The sequence below is a fragment of the Actinophytocola sediminis genome (assembly GCF_054779715.1).
Genome location: NZ_BAAGXS010000075.1, coordinates 26214 through 47730, shown reverse-complemented (window position 1 = coordinate 47730; position 21517 = coordinate 26214). Strand labels below are relative to the sequence as shown.

Annotated in this window: 17 protein-coding genes; 8 read left to right on the top strand and 9 right to left on the bottom strand. The window is 71.0% G+C overall.

Features of this window, described 5'->3' with window-relative positions; translation table 11 throughout:
* The 5 genes from ACYVIP_RS34865 to ACYVIP_RS34845 all read right to left on the bottom strand — a co-directional run.
* The coding region (locus ACYVIP_RS34865; protein WP_460404243.1) for a hypothetical protein at positions 1-2473 on the bottom strand (2473 nt) is incomplete at its 3' end.
* Positions 2474-2490: 17 nt separating this feature from the next.
* Positions 2491-4089 (bottom strand): phosphate ABC transporter substrate-binding protein PstS, encoded by a 1599-nt coding sequence (locus ACYVIP_RS34860; RefSeq protein WP_460404241.1) that lies wholly within the window; start codon positions 4087-4089, stop codon positions 2491-2493.
* Between the two features lie 19 nt (positions 4090-4108).
* Complete coding sequence (pstA, locus tag ACYVIP_RS34855) at positions 4109-5191, bottom strand: phosphate ABC transporter permease PstA (protein ID WP_460404239.1); 1083 nt, start codon at positions 5189-5191, stop codon at positions 4109-4111.
* A gap of 7 nt (positions 5192-5198) precedes the next feature.
* Positions 5199-6185 (bottom strand): phosphate ABC transporter permease subunit PstC, encoded by a 987-nt coding sequence (pstC, locus tag ACYVIP_RS34850; protein WP_460404237.1) that lies wholly within the window; start codon positions 6183-6185, stop codon positions 5199-5201.
* 118 nt (positions 6186-6303) lie between these two features.
* Positions 6304-6660, bottom strand: a complete 357-nt coding sequence (locus ACYVIP_RS34845) for a hypothetical protein (RefSeq protein ID WP_460404235.1) — start codon at positions 6658-6660, stop codon at positions 6304-6306.
* 317 nt (positions 6661-6977) lie between these two features.
* On the opposite strand from ACYVIP_RS34845, the gene ACYVIP_RS34840 reads away from it, so the two are divergent.
* On the top strand, positions 6978-10607 hold the full coding sequence (locus ACYVIP_RS34840) for an nSTAND1 domain-containing NTPase (protein ID WP_460404233.1): 3630 nt from the start codon (positions 6978-6980) through the stop codon (positions 10605-10607).
* On the opposite strand, the gene ACYVIP_RS34835 is transcribed toward ACYVIP_RS34840, so the two are convergent.
* Complete coding sequence (locus tag ACYVIP_RS34835) at positions 10580-12589, bottom strand: beta-galactosidase (RefSeq protein ID WP_460404231.1); 2010 nt, start codon at positions 12587-12589, stop codon at positions 10580-10582. The two genes, ACYVIP_RS34840 and ACYVIP_RS34835, sit on opposite strands and share 28 nt — an antisense overlap.
* A gap of 155 nt (positions 12590-12744) precedes the next feature.
* On the opposite strand from ACYVIP_RS34835, the gene ACYVIP_RS34830 reads away from it, so the two are divergent.
* The 5 genes from ACYVIP_RS34830 to ACYVIP_RS34810 are packed head-to-tail and all read left to right on the top strand — an operon-like array spanning position 12745 to position 17946.
* On the top strand, positions 12745-14040 hold the full coding sequence (locus ACYVIP_RS34830; RefSeq protein WP_460404229.1) for an ABC transporter substrate-binding protein: 1296 nt from the start codon (positions 12745-12747) through the stop codon (positions 14038-14040).
* Positions 14037-14927, top strand: a complete 891-nt coding sequence (locus ACYVIP_RS34825; protein ID WP_460404227.1) for a carbohydrate ABC transporter permease — start codon at positions 14037-14039, stop codon at positions 14925-14927. Before ACYVIP_RS34830 ends, ACYVIP_RS34825 begins: the two co-directional genes overlap by 4 nt.
* Complete coding sequence (locus ACYVIP_RS34820) at positions 14924-15790, top strand: carbohydrate ABC transporter permease (protein WP_460404225.1); 867 nt, start codon at positions 14924-14926, stop codon at positions 15788-15790. Before ACYVIP_RS34825 ends, ACYVIP_RS34820 begins: the two co-directional genes overlap by 4 nt.
* The gene (locus ACYVIP_RS34815) at positions 15787-16794 is read left to right on the top strand and encodes a LacI family DNA-binding transcriptional regulator (protein WP_460404223.1); all 1008 of its coding nucleotides are present in this window, start codon (positions 15787-15789) and stop codon (positions 16792-16794) included. Before ACYVIP_RS34820 ends, ACYVIP_RS34815 begins: the two co-directional genes overlap by 4 nt.
* A 24-nt stretch (positions 16795-16818) precedes the next feature.
* Positions 16819-17946, top strand: coding sequence for a glycoside hydrolase family 53 protein (locus tag ACYVIP_RS34810; protein WP_460404221.1), 1128 nt, complete (start codon positions 16819-16821; stop codon positions 17944-17946).
* On the opposite strand, the gene ACYVIP_RS34805 is transcribed toward ACYVIP_RS34810, so the two are convergent.
* Complete coding sequence (locus ACYVIP_RS34805) at positions 17882-18580, bottom strand: DUF3159 domain-containing protein (RefSeq protein WP_460404219.1); 699 nt, start codon at positions 18578-18580, stop codon at positions 17882-17884. The genes ACYVIP_RS34810 and ACYVIP_RS34805 overlap by 65 nt on opposite strands.
* Positions 18577-19722: an FAD-dependent oxidoreductase gene (locus tag ACYVIP_RS34800; protein ID WP_460404217.1), complete on the bottom strand. Its 1146-nt coding sequence runs from the start codon at positions 19720-19722 to the stop codon at positions 18577-18579. Before ACYVIP_RS34800 ends, ACYVIP_RS34805 begins: the two co-directional genes overlap by 4 nt.
* A gap of 101 nt (positions 19723-19823) precedes the next feature.
* Between ACYVIP_RS34800 and ACYVIP_RS34795 the strand changes: the two genes are divergently transcribed.
* Entirely contained in the window at positions 19824-20468 is a 645-nt protein-coding gene (locus tag ACYVIP_RS34795) for a TetR/AcrR family transcriptional regulator (RefSeq protein WP_460404215.1), read from the top strand.
* Here ACYVIP_RS34795 and ACYVIP_RS34790 read toward each other — a convergent pair.
* On the bottom strand, positions 20422-20727 hold the full coding sequence (locus tag ACYVIP_RS34790; protein ID WP_460404213.1) for a hypothetical protein: 306 nt from the start codon (positions 20725-20727) through the stop codon (positions 20422-20424). The two genes, ACYVIP_RS34795 and ACYVIP_RS34790, sit on opposite strands and share 47 nt — an antisense overlap.
* Before the next feature lie 159 nt (positions 20728-20886).
* Here ACYVIP_RS34790 and ACYVIP_RS34785 point away from each other — a divergent pair, with 159 nt between their 5' ends.
* Positions 20887-21516: a (2Fe-2S)-binding protein gene (locus ACYVIP_RS34785; protein WP_460404211.1), complete on the top strand. Its 630-nt coding sequence runs from the start codon at positions 20887-20889 to the stop codon at positions 21514-21516.
* Position 21517: the final 1 nt, after the last annotated feature.

The following is a 21517-nucleotide window of genomic DNA, read 5'->3' as shown; positions in this document are numbered from 1 at the left end:
CCGGGACCTCGCCGCGCTGCTCGCGCACCGCGCGGGCGGCGTCGAGCGCCTGCTGGCGCAGGTTCGGCGTCAGCGGGTCGTAGCCGGGCGGCAGGTTGGTGAACCCGTCACCTGGCCGCTGCCCGTCGGTGGCCATGAACTCGATGAAGTCGGCGTAGTTGTCGGCCGTCGCGGCGTCCAGGCCACGGGTCGGCGCGGCGGTGAACGCGACCATGGTGCCCGGGTAGGCGTCACCGCCGGTGACCCGCTCGTGGTCGAGCTGGATGGTGCCGGTCGTCCGGTCCTGCACGGCGGCCATGAGCGCGGTCACCATCGTGCCCGTGGTCGGCGCGACCGCGTCGCCGGAGGCGTTGACCAGCCGCGCGACGGGCACCTCGTAGAGCCGGGCGTGCGGCACCGAGGTCACCGACAGCATGGTCCGCTTCCCGAAGTCGGCCGGCGGCACCTTCGCCTCCGACCACGTCCGGTTCTGGTGCACGTTGTCCCCGGGGTACTGCGGGGTGAGCGGCGGCTGTCCCGGCGCTGGCTGGGGCACCGGGATGTCGGTGGCCGAGCACGCGGGGGTGGCCGAGCCGCGCCGGTCGAGCAGCGCCAGCGCGGCGGTCTCGACGCTGTTGGTGATGTTGGCCAGCCTGGTCAACATGGCCGTGCCGAACACCTCGTCACAGTCGTCGCCCGCGCCCGGGATCAGCAGCCGCGTCGGCTGGGTCTCCGACCAGGTCGTCGCCCTCGGCCTCGGCGGCCGGACCACCTGGTCGCGCAGCGAGTGCGCCTCGAAGGACCCGGTCCCCCGCCACACCGGGTTCACGACCATGCCCTGCTCGTCGGGTGTCCCGTCCAGCCAGGTCCTCGCCGCCGGGTCGCTGACGACGTACCTGGTCAGCTCGACCATGACGTCCGACTGCACCTGGAAGATCACCTGCGGCGGCGCGCCGGTGAACCGCACGTCGACCGCGCCGACCCGGTTGAGCAGGTCGATGTCCGGGTTGAGGTCGCGGAACTCCTGGTCCTCGAAGACACTGCGCGGGTTGCGCGCGATCGTCGGATGTTCCCAGTAGTACTTGGCCGCGTCGGCCGAGGACGACACCGGCTGGCCGGTGTAGTAGGTCCTGCTGTCCCGGATGGTGTCGAGCACCCGGCCCGGCGAGTAGCTCTGGGTGATCAGCTTGGCCAGCAGCCGGGGAGACAGCGTCAGCTGCTCGACCTGTCGTCCGTTCACGTCGTCGACGGCGAAGGCGACCGCGAAGCCGGTGACCGCGCTCGGCGCGTGCACCACCGGCCGGGGCGAGTCGGTCACCGGCTGGCTGGTGACGATCGCGTCCTGCCGGTACTTGGGCCCGAGCTTGCTGGTGAACTGGCGGCGCGCCTCGTACTCCGAGCCCTGGGTGTACAGCGGCAGGTAGTCGGCCGGCCGGGTGCCGGCGCAGTACGCGCTGCCCCACCGCTGTTGGGCGACGTCGACCAGCTCCGAGCCGAACACCGGCGCGGGTGGCCGTTGGTCGAACACGCTGCAGGTGGCCGGGTCCGGGGCGAAGCTGATCGGTACCACGTAACGGTTCTGCCAGTTCGACGGCGCGAACCAGGTGCGTGGCCCGAGGAAGTCGTTCACCGCGCTGCCACCAGGCTCGCCGGGAGCCGCGCCCTTGGGGTCGCCGCCGCAGTCGGCCGGGGCGTCGGGCGCACAGGCCATGTCCATGATCGGCACGACCACGATCGAGCAGGCCTGGGTGTCGGTGCAGCCAAGGCTCGGCTGGGAGACCCGTTGCCGGACCTCGAAGAGGAACTGGTTGGTGCCGTCCTCGCGGATCGCGACGCTGCGGGTGGCGACCATGCTGGTGCCGGAGTCCGCGGTGTCGGTCGGCGGGAAGCTCTTGAGCTTCGGCTCGTCGATCAGCGGTGCGCCGGTGTCCTGGTGGGTCGTCCCCTCCCAGAGGTACTGGATGCCGTCCGCCGCCTCGAAACCCAGCTGCTCGACCCGGATCGCGGCCGCCTTCTGCGCGGAGAAGGTCTCCCCGGGGAAGCCGACGACGCTGCCCGGGCTGCGCACCTGCCGCGCCCGGGAGGCGAGGTCCGGGGACGCGGCGGTGTCGTAGCCGGGGTACCAGACGCTGCGCCGCTCGTTCAGGCACGTCTGGGGGGTGGGCTGGTCGCCCCGGCACTGCATCACCACCACCGGGTACTCCATGTTCACCCCGGTGTTCTCGGTGCGCATGGCGCTCCAGGTCGGCACGAAACCGGCCAGGTCGACCAGGATCTGCTGCCGGTTGAACAGGCCGGTGGTCCGGCTGACCCGGACCGTGGCGTCACGTCGCGCTCCGGTCCTGGCGTTGACGATCTCCTTGGTCTCCTCGGCGGCGAACAGCTGCTGTGCCTGCGCCGACCCACCCGGCAGCACGGCCGAGCCGACCGCGGGCGCCGCCGCGATCAGCACCACCATGGCCGCCCTGGCCCACCGGCCGATTCTCGCGGACATCCGCGCACTCCCCCTGGTCATGACCGGCGTTCCCGCCTGCGGCGCTGCGCGCGGATCACGAACGGCGGCACCACCAGCACCAGCAACAGTTGGAGCACCACCAGCCCGGCCAGCGCGGAGGACATCCCGTCCGAGCGGAACGCGGCCAGTTCGGTCGCGCTGCCCGCGAGCGCGGAGCCGTCGGTCTCCCCGCCGGCGTCCATCGGCAGGCCGGTCTCCGGGTCGACGGCCTGGCTGGCCGGGCCGCCAGCGTCGCCGCCGGCCGCCGCGCCGCCACCACCACCGCCCGCGCCACCACCGGAGCCGCCCGAGGCGCCACCGCCACCACCACCGGTGCCCTGCGCGGGCCCGCACGGTCCCTGGCCCTGCCGGTCGCACGCCGGGGGCATCGGCGCCTCCTTCACCAACCGGTTGCTGTTCAGATCGCCAGGGGTGAAGGTCGGGTTGCCGCACTTGCTGACGTCGGTGTCGTTGAGCGTCGCGTGCGGGATCTTCTTCACCTGCGCGAACGCGGCGTGCACCAGGTTGGCCGGCAGCGGCGAATAACCGAGTGCGGGCATCGCGCTCTGTCCCTGACACAGGAAGTAGTACATGAAGTCCGACATCGTGCGGCCCTTGCCGGGGGTGATCCGCTCGGCGCCCTTCGCGGTCGTGGGCACGATCGCGTAGGAGTAGGACGACAGCGGATAGGTGCGCGGGTCGTTGAACCGGTAGACGTCGTTGAGGATCTGGGTCAGGTAGTTCTGCGAGTTGGTGTCCTGGTTGATCCGCGCGCGGGTCAGTGCGACCGCCACGTTGTAGTGCGTCGGCTCGACGTAGAACCCGCCGCGGTTGAGCACCTTGGCCACCGGGAAGTCCCGTGCGGTGGCGTAGGAGTACTCGACGTAGGTGATCGACCCGTCGCCGGCCGCCGACGCGACCGAGCCGGCCACCCGGTCCGACCCGGTCTGCGAGGTCATCAGCGGCGCCTTGCCCTTGTTCACCGGGTAGTAGGAGGTGAACTTGGTACAACCGCAGTAGCCGCGCCAGATCCCGGAGTGCTCGGTGTCCAGCCAGGTGGTGAACTGGGCGGTGGTGCCCGAGCCGTCACCGCGCACGATCGGCACGATCGGCTTGTTCGGCAGTTGCCGCCCGTTGTTGTCCCCGGTGATCGCCGGGTCGTTCCAGTTGCGGATCGCGCCGGTGAAGATCTTCGCGACCGTCTGGCCGGACAGCCGCAGGCCGCGGTAGAGCTGCCCGCCGACGCGCAGGTGGTACATGAACGACGTGCCGCCGGCCACGATCGGCATGTAGGCGTAGGACCGGTTGGGTGAGCTGTCCGGCTGCTGGTCCTCGCCCTGGCCCTGGTAGGGGATCTCCGAGACGCCGAAATCGCTCTGGCCGTCGGCGAACTGCTTGCGCCCGGCCGAGGAGCCGACGCCGGAGTAGGACACGGTCATGCCGTTGCGGCGCACGTCCTGGACCCACTGGTCGAGCGCGTTCTGGCTCCAGGTCGAGCCGGTGCCGGTGATCGCCTCGTAGGCGGGCTGCGCGGCGGCCGGCGCGACCGGCGTCACCGCCACCGCGCCGAGCGCGACCACGACGACGGCGCGTCGCCAGCTGGCGATGCGTCTCATTTTCCTTCTCCCCCTTCGATTACCGGCCACGCCGCTGGGACGCGGCGAGCCGGGCGAGCAGGAACACCAGCAGTACCAACACCATCAGCACGGCGGCCGCGCCGAACGCCCTGGTCTGGAACAGCGGTTCCGGTGAGCGAGCGAGCGTGTAGGCGAACAGCGGCAGGGACACCATCGGCCCCTCGAGCGGGTTGGCGTTGAGGAACGTGGTGTAGCCGGCGGTGATCAGCACCGGCGAGGTCTCCCCGATGCCGCGCGCGACCCCGAGCACCATCGCGGTCGCGAGCGCGGGCCGCGCCGTTGGCAGCACGACCTTGCGCACGGTCTGCCACTGCGACGCGCCAAGCGCCAGGCTCGCCTCGCGCAGGCCGCCGGGCACCACCCGCAGCACGACCTCGGCCGAGCGCGCGATGATCGGCAGCATCATCACGCTGATCGCGAGCGCGGCGGCCAACCCGTTGCGCTGCACGTCGAACGTGAGCAGCAGGGCGATGTAGACGAACAGCCCGCAGACGATCGAGGGCAGCGCGGTCATCGCCTCCACGACCGTGCGCACCAGCTTCGCGAGCCGGCCGCCGACCTCGGTCATGAACACCGCGCAGCCGACGCCCAGCGGCAGCGTGATGGTGATCGCGATGCCGACCTGGACCAGTGTGCCGACGATGCCGTGCAGCACGCCGCCGACGTCGAGCGGGTCCTGCGGGCCGGCGGTCAGGTCCTCGGTGAACAGGTTGAGGTGGCCCAGCGCCGGCGCGCCCCGGATGAACACGTAGCCGATCACGGTGGCCAGCGCGCCGCCGACGAGCAACGCGCTGCTGCGGATCAGCACCCCGGCGACCCGGTCGGCGACCGCCGGCCCGGGATGGCGGTACCAGGACACGAACGCGTAGAGCAGGACGAACACGCCGTACCAGCAGACGACGAAGCCGAGCACCCCCGACAGCGGCAGCAGCCGGTCGTAGAGCAGCGACACCAGCCCGAGCGCGCCCAGCGCGGCACCGAGCGGGGCGACCCGGTCGTCGACCGTGCGGCCCCGGACGTCGCGGCGGATCTCCTCCTGTCGCTCCGGTTCTGTCCTGTGTGGAGTGAGGGTGGTGGTCATCCCGGCCTCAGATCTCGGTGTCCGCGCCGCTGCGGCTACGGGTCACGATCACCGCGGCGATGCTGTTGGTGATGAGCGTGATGACGAACAGCACCAGACCCGCCGCGAGCAGCGCGGACAGCTGCAGGCCAGCGGACTCGCCGTAGCGGGTGGCGATCAGCGACGGCACGGTGATCGCGCCGTTCTCCAGGATGCGCAGCTTGATCTCGAACAACGGCGCGATGATCAGCACCACCGCGATGGTCTCGCCGAGCGCGCGCCCGAGCGCCAGCATGGTGCCGCCGATGATGCCGCCGCGGCCGAAGGGCAGCACCACCGAGCGGACCATGCCCCAGCGGGTGGAGCCCAGCGCGTAGGCGGCCTCGCGCTCGCCCTGGGGTGCCTGGTCGAACACCTCCCGCATCACCATGCAGGCGTAGGGCAGCACCATCATCGCCACCACGATCGCCGCGATCATGGCCGACGCGGTGTAGCGGGTCTGGGCGAACACCGCCGCGTCCGGGTCGGTGTCCACCGCGAAGATCGGGATCCAGCCGAACATGTCGTGCAGCCAGCGGGAGACGTAGACCATCTCCGGCTGCAGCAGGTAGGCGCCGACGAGGCCGTAGATCACGCTGGGCACCGAGGCCATCAGGTCGATCATGGCGATCAGCCAGCGCTTGGCCCTCGGCGCGGCGTACTCGGAGATGTAGAGCGCGGTGCCCAGTGCCAGCGGAAACGCGATGACCATCGCGACCAGCGCGACCACGCCGGTGCCGACGAGCACGGCGGCGATGCCGAGAGTCCCGCTTTCCGGATTCCATTCCTCGGTGGTGAAGAAGTCCCAACCCCACTCGCGGAACGCCGGGATCGCCTCGATGGTCAGGAAGATGCCGATACCGCCCATGATCAGCAGTACCAGCGTGCCGAATCCCCGTGCGGTGCCGCGGAAAACGCGGTCGCCGAGAGTACGGCCGACCCGCAGCCTGCGGGGACGGTCGATCAGGTCGGTCAACGGTTGGCCTTTCCGGTACCGGGTGCTGGCGCCGGTGACAGCGAAGACGTACCCGATGGCCGGACGCGGGCAACGCGGTGAACGAGACACGAACGCGCTGTCACGGTCATCATCTCCGTCATCTCTCCGCCGCCTGGCCGAGCGATGGCCCCTGCCGTTCCCGTACCCGGTCGGGAATGGAGACGAGTCCGAGTTGGATCTGGGCGCCGGTCGCGGCGGCGCGGAAACGCCGGGAGGCCCGTTGCGCGTCCAACCGCCGCGCGAACCCCGACGCCGACACGGCGACCAGCGGTCCGGCGGCGGCGCGGTCGTCGTGCATCCGCCAGTACCACTGGCGATCGTCGGCGACGTGGAAGGAGAAGTCGGCGCCGGGGGCGATCGCGCGTGCCCGTTCCGCGCCGAGCACGGCCAGTCGCAGGGTCGGCGCGCCGAGCTGCGCGGTGCCGATCAGTCGGTTGTTCCCACCGAGAAGCATCCAGACATAGGACGCGTCGGCTAATCGTCGGAAGCGAAACCGCGGCGACAATCAGTCCTCCGTATGCGGTTTGGTAGAGATTTACCGGTCACGGGGTCTATCGGTTGGGGAAACCAACCACACCCGTCATCGCGGTGAACCAGACACGCCTGGGCGGTGAACCACCTCCGTCCCAACCCTTCGCCGCGCGCCCGCCCCAACAGGCGCATCCGCGACTGGACACCGAACAAACAGATCCAGGACAATGCGGGGCACGGCCAGCCGAGGGAACGACCGTGCCACGACCAGAGCGTCCGCTGAACGCGGAAGGTGGCCCGGTGGCGGATTTCGCCGCTGGGTTACGACAGCTTCGGCAACATGCCGGCGGTCTTGGCTACCGCGAGTTGTCGCGGCGGGCACATTACTCACCGACGACCCTCGCCGATGCCGCGCGGGGGGAACGGCTGCCCAGCCTCGCCGTGACGCTGGCCTATGTTCGGGCCTGCGGCGGTGAAACCGACGAGTGGGCGGCCCGCTGGCGCGCCGTGGTCACCCAACAGACATCGGCTGCCGCCGAAGAGGACGCGCCCTATCTGGGACTCCGGGCGTTCCAGGCAGCGGACGCGAACCTGTTCTTCGGTCGAGAACAGCTGACAGCCGAGCTGACCGCGAAGATTTCGGCACAACGGTTCACCGCGGTGTTCGGTGCGTCCGGTGTCGGCAAGTCGTCGTTACTCCGCGCCGGTCTGGCCCCGCGACTCTCGCGGGTCGTTGTCATGACACCCGGCCAGCAGCCGATCCAGGAGTGCGCGACCTGGCTGGCGGATATCACCGGCGCGCCGGCCGAACAGGTGGTCGCCGAACTGACGGCGGACCCGCGCGGCATGGACCGCATGCTGCGATCGGCGTTTCCGGGCGCCGAGGACGAGCTGGTCCTGGTCGTCGACCAGTTCGAGGAGGTTTTCACGCGGTGCGCACAGGAAGCCGACCGAGCCACCTTCATCGCGATGCTGACGCGCGTCACCGACGACCAGGCCGGCCCGGTACGGGTGGTGCTCGGCGTTCGCGCGGACTTCGCCGCCCGGTGCGCCGAGTACCCGGAACTCGCCACGGCCATGCGGCACACCCCGGTGTCCGTCGGCTCCCTGAGCCAGGAGGAGTTACGGCAGGCCATCATCAGTCCGGCCCGCGAGCGCGGCTATCTGCTGGAAGGCGTGTTGCTGACCGCGATCGCCGCGGACGCGGCCGGGCAGCCAGGCGCGCTGCCGCTCGTGTCGCGCGCGCTGCTGGAGACCTGGCGGCGCCGGCGGGGCAACACGCTCACCCTGACCGGTTACCAGGCGGCGGGCGGGATCGACGGTGCGCTGGCCGACATGGCGGAGCGGACGTACACGGCACTCACCGATGATCAACAGCGCGCGGCGAGAGACCTGTTCCTTCGGCTGACCACCTTTGGCGATGGCACCGAGCACACCAGGCGACGCCTGTCCCGTGCCGAGTTGGCACCGGCGGCCGACGCACTCCTCGACCTACTGGCCACGGCACGCCTGATCACGCTCGCCGAGACCACCGTCGAACTCGCGCACGAGGCCCTCATCCGCGCCTGGCCCCGACTCGCCCACTGGCTCGCCGACGACCGTGGTGGACTCCGCACCCACCGCCAACTCACCGAGGCGGCACACACCTGGCAGACACTCGACCGGGACGACGGCGCGCTCTACCGGGGCACCCGGCTCGGGCTCGCCAGGAGATGGGCCACCGACCAGCACCCCGATCTCACCTCCGTCGAGCGCGAGTTCCTGGACACGAGCACCCGGCACGCGACCGCCGAACACGCCGCGGCCGTTGCGCGAAAGCACGTTCGGCGTTACCTGGTCGCCGGTCTCGCCGTGCTGTTGGTGATCGCCACGGGTCTCGGCGTCGTCGCGTGGCAGCAGCGCGCGGACGTGGTCGCCATGCACCACGTCGCCGTGTCCCGGCAGGTCGCCGATCGGGCGTTGGCGATGCGGAGCTCCCAACCGGACACCGCGGCGCTGCTGAGCGCGGCCGCGTTCGGGCTGTCACCGACGGCCGAGGCGCGTGGCGCGCTCCTGAGCACGACCGCTGGCCGGGCCTACCAGGCCGACCTCCTGGGGCACACCGACGCGGTCTCCAGGGCCGAGTTCACCCGCGACGGCAACATGCTCGCCACCGTGAGCCGCGACCGCACCCTCATCCTGTGGGACGTAGCCAACCGGACACGCATCGCCCGGCTGACCGACCATGACGCCTGGCTGCGCTCCGTGGCGCTGAGTCCGGACAGCCAACACGCGGTCACCGGCGGCGATGACAACACCGTTGCCGTGTGGCACATCCCGCGACGCACGAGAACCACCTTCCTGACCGGGCACCATGGTCGCGTCCGCGCCATGGTGTTCAGCCCGGACGGCACCACCCTCATCACCGCCGACGACACCGGCACGATCCTGTTCTGGGAAACCAACGGGTGGACGCGAACCGCCGCCGCCACCGTCCCCGGGGCGCTGATCAGAACCATGGCCGTCAGCCAGGACGGCCGCACGCTCGCCATCGCCGTCGACGACGGGCGGTTGGTCCTGTGGGACCTGCCGAGCGGAACCGTTCGGCGCACCGTCGACGCGCACTCCTCGACGGTCGCCGACGTGACCATCTCCCCGGACGGCACCCTCGTGGCCACCGCGGGCCATGACGGCACCGTCGGGCTGTGGCGGCTCGCCGACGGCGTCGGGGTGGCCCGCCTGACCGGACACACCGACCAGGTCAGAACGGTCGAGTTCACCGAGGACGGCCGCTCGCTGATCACCGCGGGCATCGACCACACCATCATGTTGTGGGACACCCGGCTGCGGATCGCCAGAGCCCGGCTGACCGGACTGACCCACAACGTGTACGCGCTCGCCGTGCACCCCCGCACCGGCCTCGTCGCCACCGCGGGCGAGGATCGCAAGGTCGTGCTCTGGGACCCCGCCAAGCCGTCGTTGGTCCTCGCCGGCGACGCCGACAGCACGGGCGACATCACCTACAGCCCCGACGGGCGCCTGCTGGTGACCGCCACCGGCACGCGAGCCATGGTGTGGGACGCGCGGACCAGGGCGCCACTCGCGATCCTGCCGGCGACCATGGACACGGTGATCTTCAGTCCCGACAGCCGACTGCTCGCGTCGGCGGGCGGGGACCGGTTGGCGATCGACCTGTGGGACACGCGCCGGTTCACCCGGGTGGCCGTGCTCACCGGGCCCGAGGGACCCGTTCTCGATCTGGCCTTCAACACGGACGGCTCGCTGCTGGCCGCGGGTGCCGTCGACGGGCTGGTCCACCTCTGGGACGTCAAGCGCAGAGCCAACCTGGCGACGCTCGACGGCCACACCGGCCCGGTCAACGGCGTGGCGTTCAGTCCGGACAGCCAGACCCTCGCCACCGCCGGGCACGACGAACTGGTGATGCTGTGGGATGTCAGTCTTGAACGCCACCTCCACACCCTGCCGGGCCACGCGGGGTGGGTGCGCAACATCATCTTCAGTCCCGACGGCCGCACCCTGGCCTCAGCGAGCATCGACCGGACGATCCGGCTGTGGGACGTGGCGAGCAGGCGCGCGACCGCCGTCCTGAGTGGACACACCGACGCGGCCAGCGGCGTCGCCTTCAGCGCCGACGGCCGGCTGCTCGCCTTCACCAGCGACGACCGGACAGTCACCCTGTGGGATGTCGGAATCGGTGCCATCACCGCGAAGTTGACCGGACACACGGCCAAGGTGGACGCGATCGCGTTCAGCCCGGACAGCGGCACTCTCGCGTCCGTCGGCCTCGAGCAGACCGCCATCCTGTGGCACACCGGCGCCGAAGCCAGCGTCGAGGAACTGTGTGCGTCCCTCGCGCGGGACCTCACCGCCGAGGAATGGGACCGCACCATTCCGGACGTCGATCAGTTCCCGGTCTGTCCGCCTCCCTGACCGGTGCCCTCGCCCGTGCGCACCACCCGGACCTCGCCCGCCGGCACGCGCAACAGACCCTCGCACGGGGTGTCGGTGAGTAGTTCGACGCCGAGTGCCGGGAGCTTGGCGTCGCCGTCGGTGTGGTTGATCGCGATCAGGAACTCGCCGCGGCGCACGACTTCCACGCCCGCGGGGAGATCGTCGCGGGGATCGACCCGCGCGTCCAGGCAGGCGTCGCGCAGGACGTCGCCGAGGTCGTCGCCGGACAGCCGGGTGGAGACATACCACGCGGTGCCCTCGCCGAGCTGGTGGCGGGTCACCGCCGGCGCACCGGCCGCCGGGCCGTCGCGGTAGCTGAGCACGGTCGTGGCGGTGTGTGGCCTGATCAGCTCGGTCCACACGTCACCGGTCGCGCCGTTGTCCAACTCGACGGTCTCCCCGGCACGCAGCGGGCGGAACTCCTCGACGGTCAGCCCGAGCAGCGCGCGCAGCGCCCCGGGATGCCCACCGGGATGGATGGTGTCGTGCTCGTCCACGATGCCGGAGAAGTACGACACCACCAGGGTTCCGCCGCGTTCGACGAACTCGGTCAGGTTGGCCGCGGCCGCGGTCGTGGTCAGGTACAGGCTCGGCACGACCACCAGCGGGTACCGGCTCAGGTCCGCGGTCGGCGGGACGAAGTCGACGGTCAGGTGCGCCCGCCACAGCCACGCGTAGTAGGCCGCGACCCGTTCCACGTAGGCCAGGTCGACCGACGGGCGCCAGTCCAGTTCCAGTGCCCACCACGACTCCCAGTCCCAGACGACCGCGACGTCCGGGTGCACCGGCGTGCCGCGGACCGGGTCCAGTACGGCCAGCGCGTCGCCCAGGGCGACCACGTCGCGCCAGAGCTGGGTGTCGGTGCCGCCGTGCGGCAGCATCGCGGAGTGGAACTTCTCCGCGCCGAACCTGGCCGCCCGCCACTGGAAGTACAGCAACCCGTCGGCGCCCCGCGCCAGATGGGTGAGGCTGTTGCGGCGCAACTCCCCCGGCCGCTTGGCGATGTTGCGCGCCTGCCAGGTGACCGCGCTGGTGGAGTGTTCCATCAGCAGCCACGGCGAGCCGCCGGCCACCGCCCGCGTCAGGTCGGCCGCCATCGCCAGCTCGATGTGCGGATCCTCTTGCTCCGCCAGGAGATAGTGGTCGTTGGACACCACGTCGACCTCCTCGGCCCACCGCCAGTAGTCCATCGACTTGCAGTTGGCGATCATGAAGTTCGTGGTGACCGGCACGCCGGGGGACAGCCGGTGCAGGATGTCACGCTCGGCGCGGAAACAGGCCAGGTGCTCGTCGGCGGAGAACCGCAGGAAGTCCAGCTGCTGGGCGGGATTGCCCGTGGTCGGGGTGAGCAGGGCCGGTTCGATCTCCGCCCAGTCGCCGTAGCGCTGGCCCCAGAACGTGGTGCCCCAGGCGTCGTTGAGCGCGGCCAGGTCGCCGTAGCGCCGCGCCAGCCACTCGCGGAAGGCCGCCGCGGACCTCGGGCAGTGGCAGAACGGGTTGGCCTGGCCGTACTCGTTGTGCGCGTGCCACAGGACGAGCGCGGGGTGGCCGGCATACCGGGTGGCGAGTTGCTCGGTGATCCCGGCCGACGCGGCGCGGTAGTCCGGTGAGCTGGGGCAGTACGACTGCCGGGCGCCGATGCCCAGCGGGTGTCCTTCCCGGCTGACCAGCCGGGAATCCGGGTGCCGGTGGACGAACCAGGCGGGCGGCGCCGCGGTCGGCGTGGCCAGGTCGACCGCGATGCCGCCCTCGTGCAGGAGGTCGAGCACCCGGTCCAGCCAGCCGAACTCGTAGGACCCCGGCGCCGGCTCGAGCAGGGCCCAGCTGAACACGCCGACGGTGACCAGGTTGACCCCGGCCGCGCGCATCAGCGCGACGTCCTCGGTCCAGATCTCCGGTGGCCACTGCTCGGGGTTGTAGTCGCCGCCGAAGGCGATCCGGTCGAGCCCATGGATGGTCACGATTCCTCCTCAGGGCGCGGGCTGTGCGCGCTCACAGTGCTGATCTTGCTGGTATCACTGGAGTTCTGCTGTTGACAGGTTCGCATATCTCGCTGAAACTGTGAGCGCTCACAGTTCCTCTCGACAACCGCGACGACGCGAATCGAGGCCGTGTGATGCGTGCTCTGCTTCGGCCGCTGCTGGCCATGACCGCCTGCGCGAGCGTGCTCGCCGGCTGCTCCTCCGGCGAGCAGGCCACCGAGCCCGACGGCCCGATCGAGCTCACCTACTGGGCCTGGGCGGCCAACATCGAGCAGGTCGTGGAAAAGTGGAACAGCGAGCACCCCGACGTCCAGGTCACGGTCAGCCGGCAGAGCAGCGGCGACGAGCTGGTCACCAAGGTGCTCGCCGCGGCCAAGACCGGCAACGCGCCGGATCTGCTGCAGGCCGAGTACCAGGCGCTGCCGACCCTGGTCAGCAACGGCGTCACCGCCGACCTCAGCCCGCATGTCGGCGACGCGAGGTCCAGGTTCACCGACGGCGCCTGGGACCAGGTCACCCTGGGCACCGAGGCGGTCTACGCGATCCCGCAGGACAGCGGGCCGATGATGTTGTACTACCGCAAGGATCTCTTCGCCAGCTACGGCCTGACCGTGCCGAAGACCTGGGACGAGTTCGCCGCCACGGCCGCCGCGCTGCGCACGAAGACCACCAGCAGCTACCTGACCACGTTCTCCAGCAACGATCCCGGCTGGTTCGCCGGCCTCGCCCAGCAGGCGGGCGCGCGGTGGTGGGACATCGACGGCGAGACCTGGACCGTCGGCATCGACGACGAGGCGACCCGCGAGGTCGCCGACTACTGGGGCGGTCTGGTCGCCGACGGCGTCATCGACGACCAGCCGATGTACACCCCGGAGTGGAACAAGGCGCTTGGCGACGGCACGGTGCTCGCCTGGCCGAGCGCGATCTGGGGGCCGGCCGTGCTGGCCGACCTCGCGGCCGCGACAAGGGGCAAGTGGGCGATGGCGCCCATGCCACAGTGGACCGCCGGGGAGCACCGCACCGGCAACTGGGGCGGCTCGTCGGTCGCGGTCTCGGCCGACTCCCCGCACGCCGAGGCCGCCGCCGAGTTCGCGATCTGGCTGAACTCCGATCCGGTCGCGACCGAGGCGCTGGTCACCGCCGGCTCGCTCTATCCGGCCGCGCGCGATGCGCAGTCCGGGCCGGCTCTCGCGCAACCGCCAGCGTTCTTCCCCGACCAGCCCGACTTCTACCCCGAGGCGAAACGCATCGCCGACTCGGCCGTCGGCTGGATCTGGGGTCCGAACGTGAACGTCACCTACCAGGCCTACAAGGACGCCTTCGGCAAGGCGATCACCAACCGGACCCCGTTCGCCGACGCGGTCAGCGAGATGCACAAGTCCACTGTGGACGACATGCGCCGGAACGGCTTCCAGGTAGCGGACGGATGACCTCGGCCGGGCCGGCGCGCCGCGCGGTGCCCTACGCGTTCCTCGCGCCGGCGATCGTGTTGTTCACCCTGCTCGTGCTGGTGCCGATCGGGTACACGATCTATCTGAGCCTGCACCGGGCGAAGGTGTCCGGGCTGGGGCTCGGGGTCGGCGCGCGCACCGAGGTGTTCGCCGGGCTGGACACCTACCGCCAGGCGCTCGCCAACCCGGAGTTCTGGCGCGGGGTGCTGCGGGTGCTCAGCTACGGCGCGCTCCTGGTGCCGACGATGCTCGGCCTCGCGCTGCTGTTCGCGTTGCTGCTCGACCGGCCGAAGGTGCGCTTCGCCCGGTTCAGCCGGATCGCGATCTTCCTGCCGTACGCGGTGCCCAGCGTGGTGGCCACGGTGCTGTGGGGCTTTCTCTACCTGCCCGCGCTGACCCCGCTGCCGATGCCGGCGAACCTGCTGGAGCCGGGACTGCTGCTGTTCGCGGTGCTCAACATCGGCCTGTGGGGCGGCGTCGGCTTCAACATGGTGGTGATCCTGACCGCGTTGCGCGCGGTGCCGGCCGAGGTCTACGAGTCGGCGCGGCTGGACGGCGCCAGCGAGTGGCAGATCGCGGTGCGGGTCAAGATCCCGCTCGTCACCCCGGCACTGATCATGGCCGGCATCTTCACGGTGATCGCCACGTTGCAGGTCTTCAACGAGCCGACCACGCTGCAACCGCTGACCAACGCGATGCCCTCGACCTGGACGCCGCTGATGAAGGTGCACAGCGACGCGTTCGCCCGCGGCGACATCTACTCGGCGTCGGCCACCTCGGTCGTGATCGCGGCGGCAACGCTGGTCTTCTCGTTGGTGTTCCTGCGGTTGGTGAACCGGCGGGCGTTCGCCGGGGAACAGCGGTGACCGCCCGCCCGGCGGTGACCACCAGGCAGGCCCCGGTCCGGACCGCGCGGCTGCCGATGCTGGTCCTGCTGATCGGCGCGGCCTACTGCCTGCTGCCGGTGGCCTGGGTGGTGGTCGCGGCCACCAAGGGCAGCGCGGAGCTGTTCAGCACCTCCACGTTCCTGCCGGGCACCCAGCTGCTGGACAACATCACCGGCCTGTTCGCCTACCGCGACGGGCTGTTCCTGCGCTGGGCGGCCAACACCGCGCTCTACGCCGGCCTCGGCGCCGCGCTGTCCGCGCTGCTGTCCGGCATGACCGGCTACGCGCTGGCCAAGTACGTCTTCCCCGGCCGCACCCTGATCTTCAACGTGTTGCTGGCCGGGGTGCTCGTGCCGGGCGTGGTCCTGGCCGTGCCGCAGTACCTGCTGCTGGCCGAGGTGGGGCTGGCCGACACCTACGCCTCGGTGCTGCTGCCCAGCATCGTCAGCCCGTTCGGCATCTACCTCGCCCGCGTCTACGCCGCGGCGGCCGTGCCGGACTCGGTCATCGAGGTGGCCAGGACCGACGGCGCCGGGGAGTTCCGGATCTTCGTCGCGGTGGCCATGCCGATGATGGTGCCCGGACTGGTGACGGTGTTCCTGTTCCAGTTCGTGGCTATCTGGAACAACTTCCTGCTGCCGTTCCTCATGCTCGGCGACGACCGGAAGTTCCCGCTGACCGTCGGCCTGGTGACCATGCTCGACCAGGGCACCTACCAGCCCGCGCTCTACCACCTGGTGATCACCGGCGCGCTGTTGGCCGTGCTCCCGTTGGTGGCGCTTTTCCTGTCCCTGCAACGGTACTGGCGGATCGACCTGATGACGGGAGCGATGAAGGGGTGACCAGGAGCCAGCGCAGACGGCCGACCATGGACGACGTCGGCCGGGTCGCCGGGGTCTCCCGGGGCACGGTGTCCCGGGCGCTCAACGGCGGCCGGGACGTGAGCGCGCCGGCGTTGAGCGCGATCAGGAAGGCCATCCGGCAGACCGGTTATGTGATCAACCCGCACGCGCGCAGCCTGGCGACCCAGCGGTCGAAGTCGGTGGCGTTCATCCTGTCCGAGCCGCAGGACCGCCTGTTCGAGGACCCGAACTTCAACATCCTGCTGCACGGCTGCACCCAGGCGTTGGCCGACAACGACATCGCCGTGCTGCTGACCCTGGCCGGCACGCCGGCCGACCGGAAACGGGTCAGCCGGTACGTGACCGCCGGCCATGTCGACGGCGCGTTGCTGGTGTCGACCCACATCGGCAGCCCGTTGATCGACGAGCTGCTCGCCCAGGACGTGCCGGTCGTCGCCTGTGGCCGGCCGTTGGGCCACGAACGCGACGTGTCCTATGTGGCCGCCGACGACCGCGACGGCGCCCGGCAGATGGTCGGCTACCTGCTGACCAGGGGGTACCGGCGGATCGGCATGATCAGCGGCCCGCTGGACACCCCGGGCGGGGTCGACCGGCTGGCCGGCTACCACGACGTGCTCGGCACGACCGAGCCACACCTGGTGGCGCAGGGCGACTACACCCAGGCCGGCGGCGAGGCCGCGATGGGCAGGCTGCTGGCCAGCAGTCCGGACGTGGACGCGGTGTTCGTCGCCTCCGACCTGATGGCCGCCGGCGCGCTGGTCGCCCTGCGGCGGGCGGGCCGGCGGGTGCCAGGGGACGTGGCCGTCGCCGGGTTCGACGACTCGACGATCGCGGCCACCTGTCATCCGCCGCTCACCACCATTCGTCAGCCGTGGAGCCGGATCAGCATGGAGATGGTGCGGCTGCTGCTCCGGCTCATCGACGGCGAGGCGACCGCGGCGGTCATCCTGCCGACCGAGCTGGTGATCAGAACATCAGCGTGACCGCTTGTCACAAAGGAGTGCACAATGCGCAGACGCACCTTTCTCGCCGTACCACCCGCCGCCGTGCTCGGCACGGTCCTGGCCGGCCAGGCCGGAGCCACGCCCGGCCGCGCCGTCGGCCCGCGCATCCGGGGCGCGGACATCTCCTTCACCCCGCAACACGAGGCGATCGGCACCAGCTACCGGGACGGGGGTGTGGTCAGGCCGGTCGAGCGGATCCTCGCCGACCGCGGCGCCAACTACGTCCGGTTGCGGGTCTGGACCGCTCCCCCATCCGGCTACAGCACCCTGAACACGGCGTTGGCGTTGGCCCGCCGGGCCAACGCCGCCGGGCTGCGGGTGCTGCTCAACCTGCACTACGCGGACTTCTGGGCCGATCCGGGAAAGCAGCCGACGCCGGCGGCCTGGGCGGGGCAGAACCTGTCGGCGCTCGCCGCGACCGTGCGCGGCTACACCCGCGACGCCGTGGCGGCGTTCACCAGCCAGGGCACGCCGGTGGCGATGGTGCAGGTGGGCAACGAGATCACCAACGGGATGCTGTTCCCGCTCGGTGAGGTCTACCGGTCCGGCGGGGAGAACTGGGGCGGGTTCACCACCCTGCTCAAGGCCGGGATCACCGGCGCGCGTGAGGGAAACCCGTCGTGTCAGGTGATGGTGCACATCGACCGCGGCGGGGACAACGGCGGCTCGCGGTACTTCTATGACCGCGTGCTCGCCCAGGGTGTCGGGTTCGACGTGATCGGCCTGTCGTACTACCCGTTCTGGCACGGATCACTGGCCGCGCTGCGGTCGAACCTCAATGATCTGTCCACTCGGTACGGCAAGGACCTGGTCGTGGTGGAGACCTCCTATCCGTGGACGCTGAACAACGGCGACGGGTTGGGGAACTTCATCAACTCGCCGGGCCAACTGCCCGACGGCGGCTCGTATCCGGCGACCCCGGCCGGGCAGGCGGCCTACTTCGAGCAGGTGCGCGCCGTGCTGGCCGAGGTGCCCGGCGGCCGGGGGGCCGGGTTCTTCGTGTGGGAGCCGGGTTGGCTGCCCGGTGTCGGCTGGGCGCCCGGTGAGGGCAACCCCAACGACAACCTCACGATGTTCGACTGGTCGGGGAACGCGTTGACGTCGCTGCGGGCGTTCCGTTCTGGTTCGTGACACCGCTCGCCACGGCGGGCGCCGATGCCGCGTCCGTGCGCAGGATCCGCCAGCACAGGTAGAGACACGCGCCGGCCCCCGGCGCGCCGCCGAGCACGGTCGCGGTCACGCCGAGCGCGACGACCTGCCCGGTCAGGTACAGCGGCACCAGCACCGCCGTGGCGATGACGAACTTCACCAGGAACACCGCCGTGCACACCTGATAGCGCCCGCGCGCCCGGCGATCATGTCGCCAGGTGCGGTGTTCGCCGCGGACCGCGCCCATCACCACCCCGATGACCGGCCAGCCCACCAGCATGGACGCGCCGAACACCACGAGGCCGCCGGCCTGGAGGAGCACCGAGTAGAGGTAGAAGTCGACCGCCTGCCCGGTACTCCCGGCGAACAGCGCCGACACCCCGACCACCACCAGCCCGACCGCGGGCTGCCAGAACCTGCGGTCGGTGCACATCCGCACCACGGCGAGCAGGAACACCCCACCGGTCGCGATCAGCGCCGCGGCCACCACCTCCCCGGTCAGCAGGTAGGCGACCAGGAACACCACCCGGGACGCGACACCGTCGGCGACCGTGCGCCAACCGCCCATCGCGCTGAACAACGAAAACGACTTCTGGGTCAGCAGGGTGAGGCTCATGCGCCCGCCTTCGCCGCGGCCGGGGTGCGGAAGCTGGTTTCGCGCATGGTGTTCTCGTAGGTGCCGATCGCGTCGAGCAGGTCGCGCCGGCCGCGGTCGGCGTCGACCAGTGCGGTGCACAGGTTGTGGGCGTCGCGCATCGCCAGGTTGGCACCGAAACCCGGGGCGAGGTGGATGGCGTCGCCGATGACCGTCACCGGGCTGACCGGCCAGGCGGGCATCGGCGGGATCATCCCGATCCGCAGCGGGACCGTCACGTCGGGCCAGGCATTGGCGACCACGGATCGCGGTGCCGAGGGGAGGTTCTCGGCCAACTCCTCGGCCAGGCGGTACACCTCGGCCGGTGCGTCGGCCGAACCGAGTCGCTCCCGCGTGCACGGCAGGGCCCACATCACGTAGTTCTCGACCTCGGTGACCGCGTCGGCGGGCAGCGCGGGCAGCCACCGTTTCCTGGCGGTCACGGGAGGTTCGGTGAACCGCAGCACGCCCATCGCCATCATCGTGCCGCGCACCATGACGCTGGCGGGGTTGTCGCCGATCAGGTCGGGCAGCCCGGTGTCGAGCACGGCGCGCAGCGGGGTGGCGCCCATGAGCATGCGTCGGCCGGTGTCGGTCACCCGCACCTGTGGCAGGTAGTCGCGGCGGACCGTCGAGCCGATGCCGTCCGCGCCGACCAGCACGTCCGCGGTGTCCGTGCCGCCGTCGGCGAACCACGCCTTGACCGTGCCGTCGGCGCGGTGTTCGAACCGGGTGAGCTCCGTGCCGAACCGGACCACGTCCGCGAGCCCGGTCAGCAGGATCGCGCGCAGCAACGGGCGATGGGCCTGCCGGCCGGGCAGTGGGCGGCCCGACTCACCGTCGGCCGCCCGGATGTCCGCGACGGCCAGCGCTCCGTCCACTTCGGACAGCATGCTGGCGTGTGTTCGCCCGCCGCCCAGGGTGGCCGCCACCATCGCGGCCGGTGCCGACGGCAGGCACGCCCGCAGCGCCGAGGCGCCACGCTCGTCGAGATGGATGCTGATGCCCTGCGGCCGGCCGCGCGCACCGTCCCGTTCGTACACGGCGACCTCGATCCCCGCCCGGCGTAACCCGTTGGCGAGGGTCAACCCGCCAAGACCCGCGCCGACCACGATCACCCTCATGCACCGACCCCTTTCTTCACCAACTGATGAAGAACACCCTACGACGGGTCGCCGAAAAACTCCACCAGACGATGAAGAAAGGGTGCTAAGCTGCGGTGGCCATGACAGAACAGGACACCCACGGTCGCCCGGGTCGCTGGCGGTCCGGCGCGGAGAGCAGGCAGCGGATCCTGCGGACCGCCCGCGACCTGTTCAACCAGCACGGTTACCGGGGCACCACCGTGCGCGCGATCGCCACCGCCGCCGAGGTCGACCCGGCGATGGTGTTCTACTTCTTCGGCACCAAACAGGGCCTGTTCGGTGCCGCGCTCGAGCTGTCCGACAATGTCCCGCCCGCCATCGAGTCGATCTTCACCGACGGCCTGGACGGCATCGGCGAGCGCGTCGTGCGCACGCTCGTGGACAACCTCGACAAGTCCGACCGCACCCCGCTGGTGATGCTGACCAGGTCGGCGCCCTCCGACGAACGGTCAGAGGCGCTGCTGCGCGAGTTCATCGACCGGGAGATCACCGACCGGCTGGCGGGCATGCTCGACACCCCGGACGCCGCGCTGCGGGCCGGCATGGTCAACGTCCAGATCCTGGGGCTCGCGGTGGCGCGCTACATCGTGCGGATCGAACCGATCGCGTCATCGTCGGTGGACGAGGTGGTCGCGGCCTTCGGTCCGCTGGTGCAGCACTGTCTGACCGGCCCCGGCCTCAGTGACGCGTCTCCACGGTCACGACGTCGGCCGCCGGGCCGCTGACCGTCAACGGGATCCGTGTCCGGGCACCGAGACCGTCGCTGATCCTGGGAAACCTGGCCTCCAGCGTGGCGACGGGCGCGGCCTGTTCGGCCGGTGTCGTCGGGTGGTCGAGGCCGCGCACCGCGTGCAGCGCGGCGTCCACAACGGACCGAATGCCGGTGGCGGCGCAGGTGAACCGCAGCGACGACGCCTGGTTCACCTGGCCGACGTGCAGCTCGACCGTCTCACGGTAGGCCGGCGCCTCGGGACCCCTCCCCACCCGATCGGGGCGAACCTCTCATCGTTGCACCGGGTCGCGGCCGCGCGCCAGTAGCGTGGGGGGCCCTGCCATTCCCTGGCACACCACGGTCTGGCAGCCGGCGACCCGGACCGACAACCTTGTGGTGCGAGTCCGTTGTCGAGCCGCGAGAGGGTGGGCATGACCACCGAGTTCCCCGAACCCGTCACCACACCAGCCGAGGAACCACCGCCAGGGCCCACCCGCCGCACGTTCCTCGCGGGCACCGCCGTGGCCGGCGGCGCCGTCACGGGCCTGGTCGCGGCGGCACCGGCCGCCCAGGCGGCGCCGGCCAGGGACACGCCGACCGCCAGCCGGGTCACGCTGTCGGTCAACGGCGACCGGCACACGGTCACCGTCGACAACCGGACCTCGCTGCTGGACCTGCTGCGCGAGCACCTCGGGCTGACCGGGGCGAAGAAGGGCTGTGACGCTGGCGCCTGCGGCGCGTGCACCGTGCTGGTCGACGACCGGCGGGTCAACTCCTGTCTCACGCTGGCGGTCCGGCTGGCCGGCGCCAGGGTCACCACCGTCGAGGGCCTGGCCGACGGCGAGCGGCTGCACCCGCTGCAGCAGGCGTTCGTCGACCAGGACGCGTTCCAGTGCGGCTACTGCACGCCCGGTCAGATCGTGTCCGGTGTCGGCTGCATCCGGGAAGGCCACACCGGTTCGGCCGAGGAGATCCGGGAATGGATGAGCGGCAACCTCTGTCGCTGCGGCTGCTACGTGAAGATCGTCCGCGCGGTCGAGCAGACCGCCGGCGGGAAGTGAG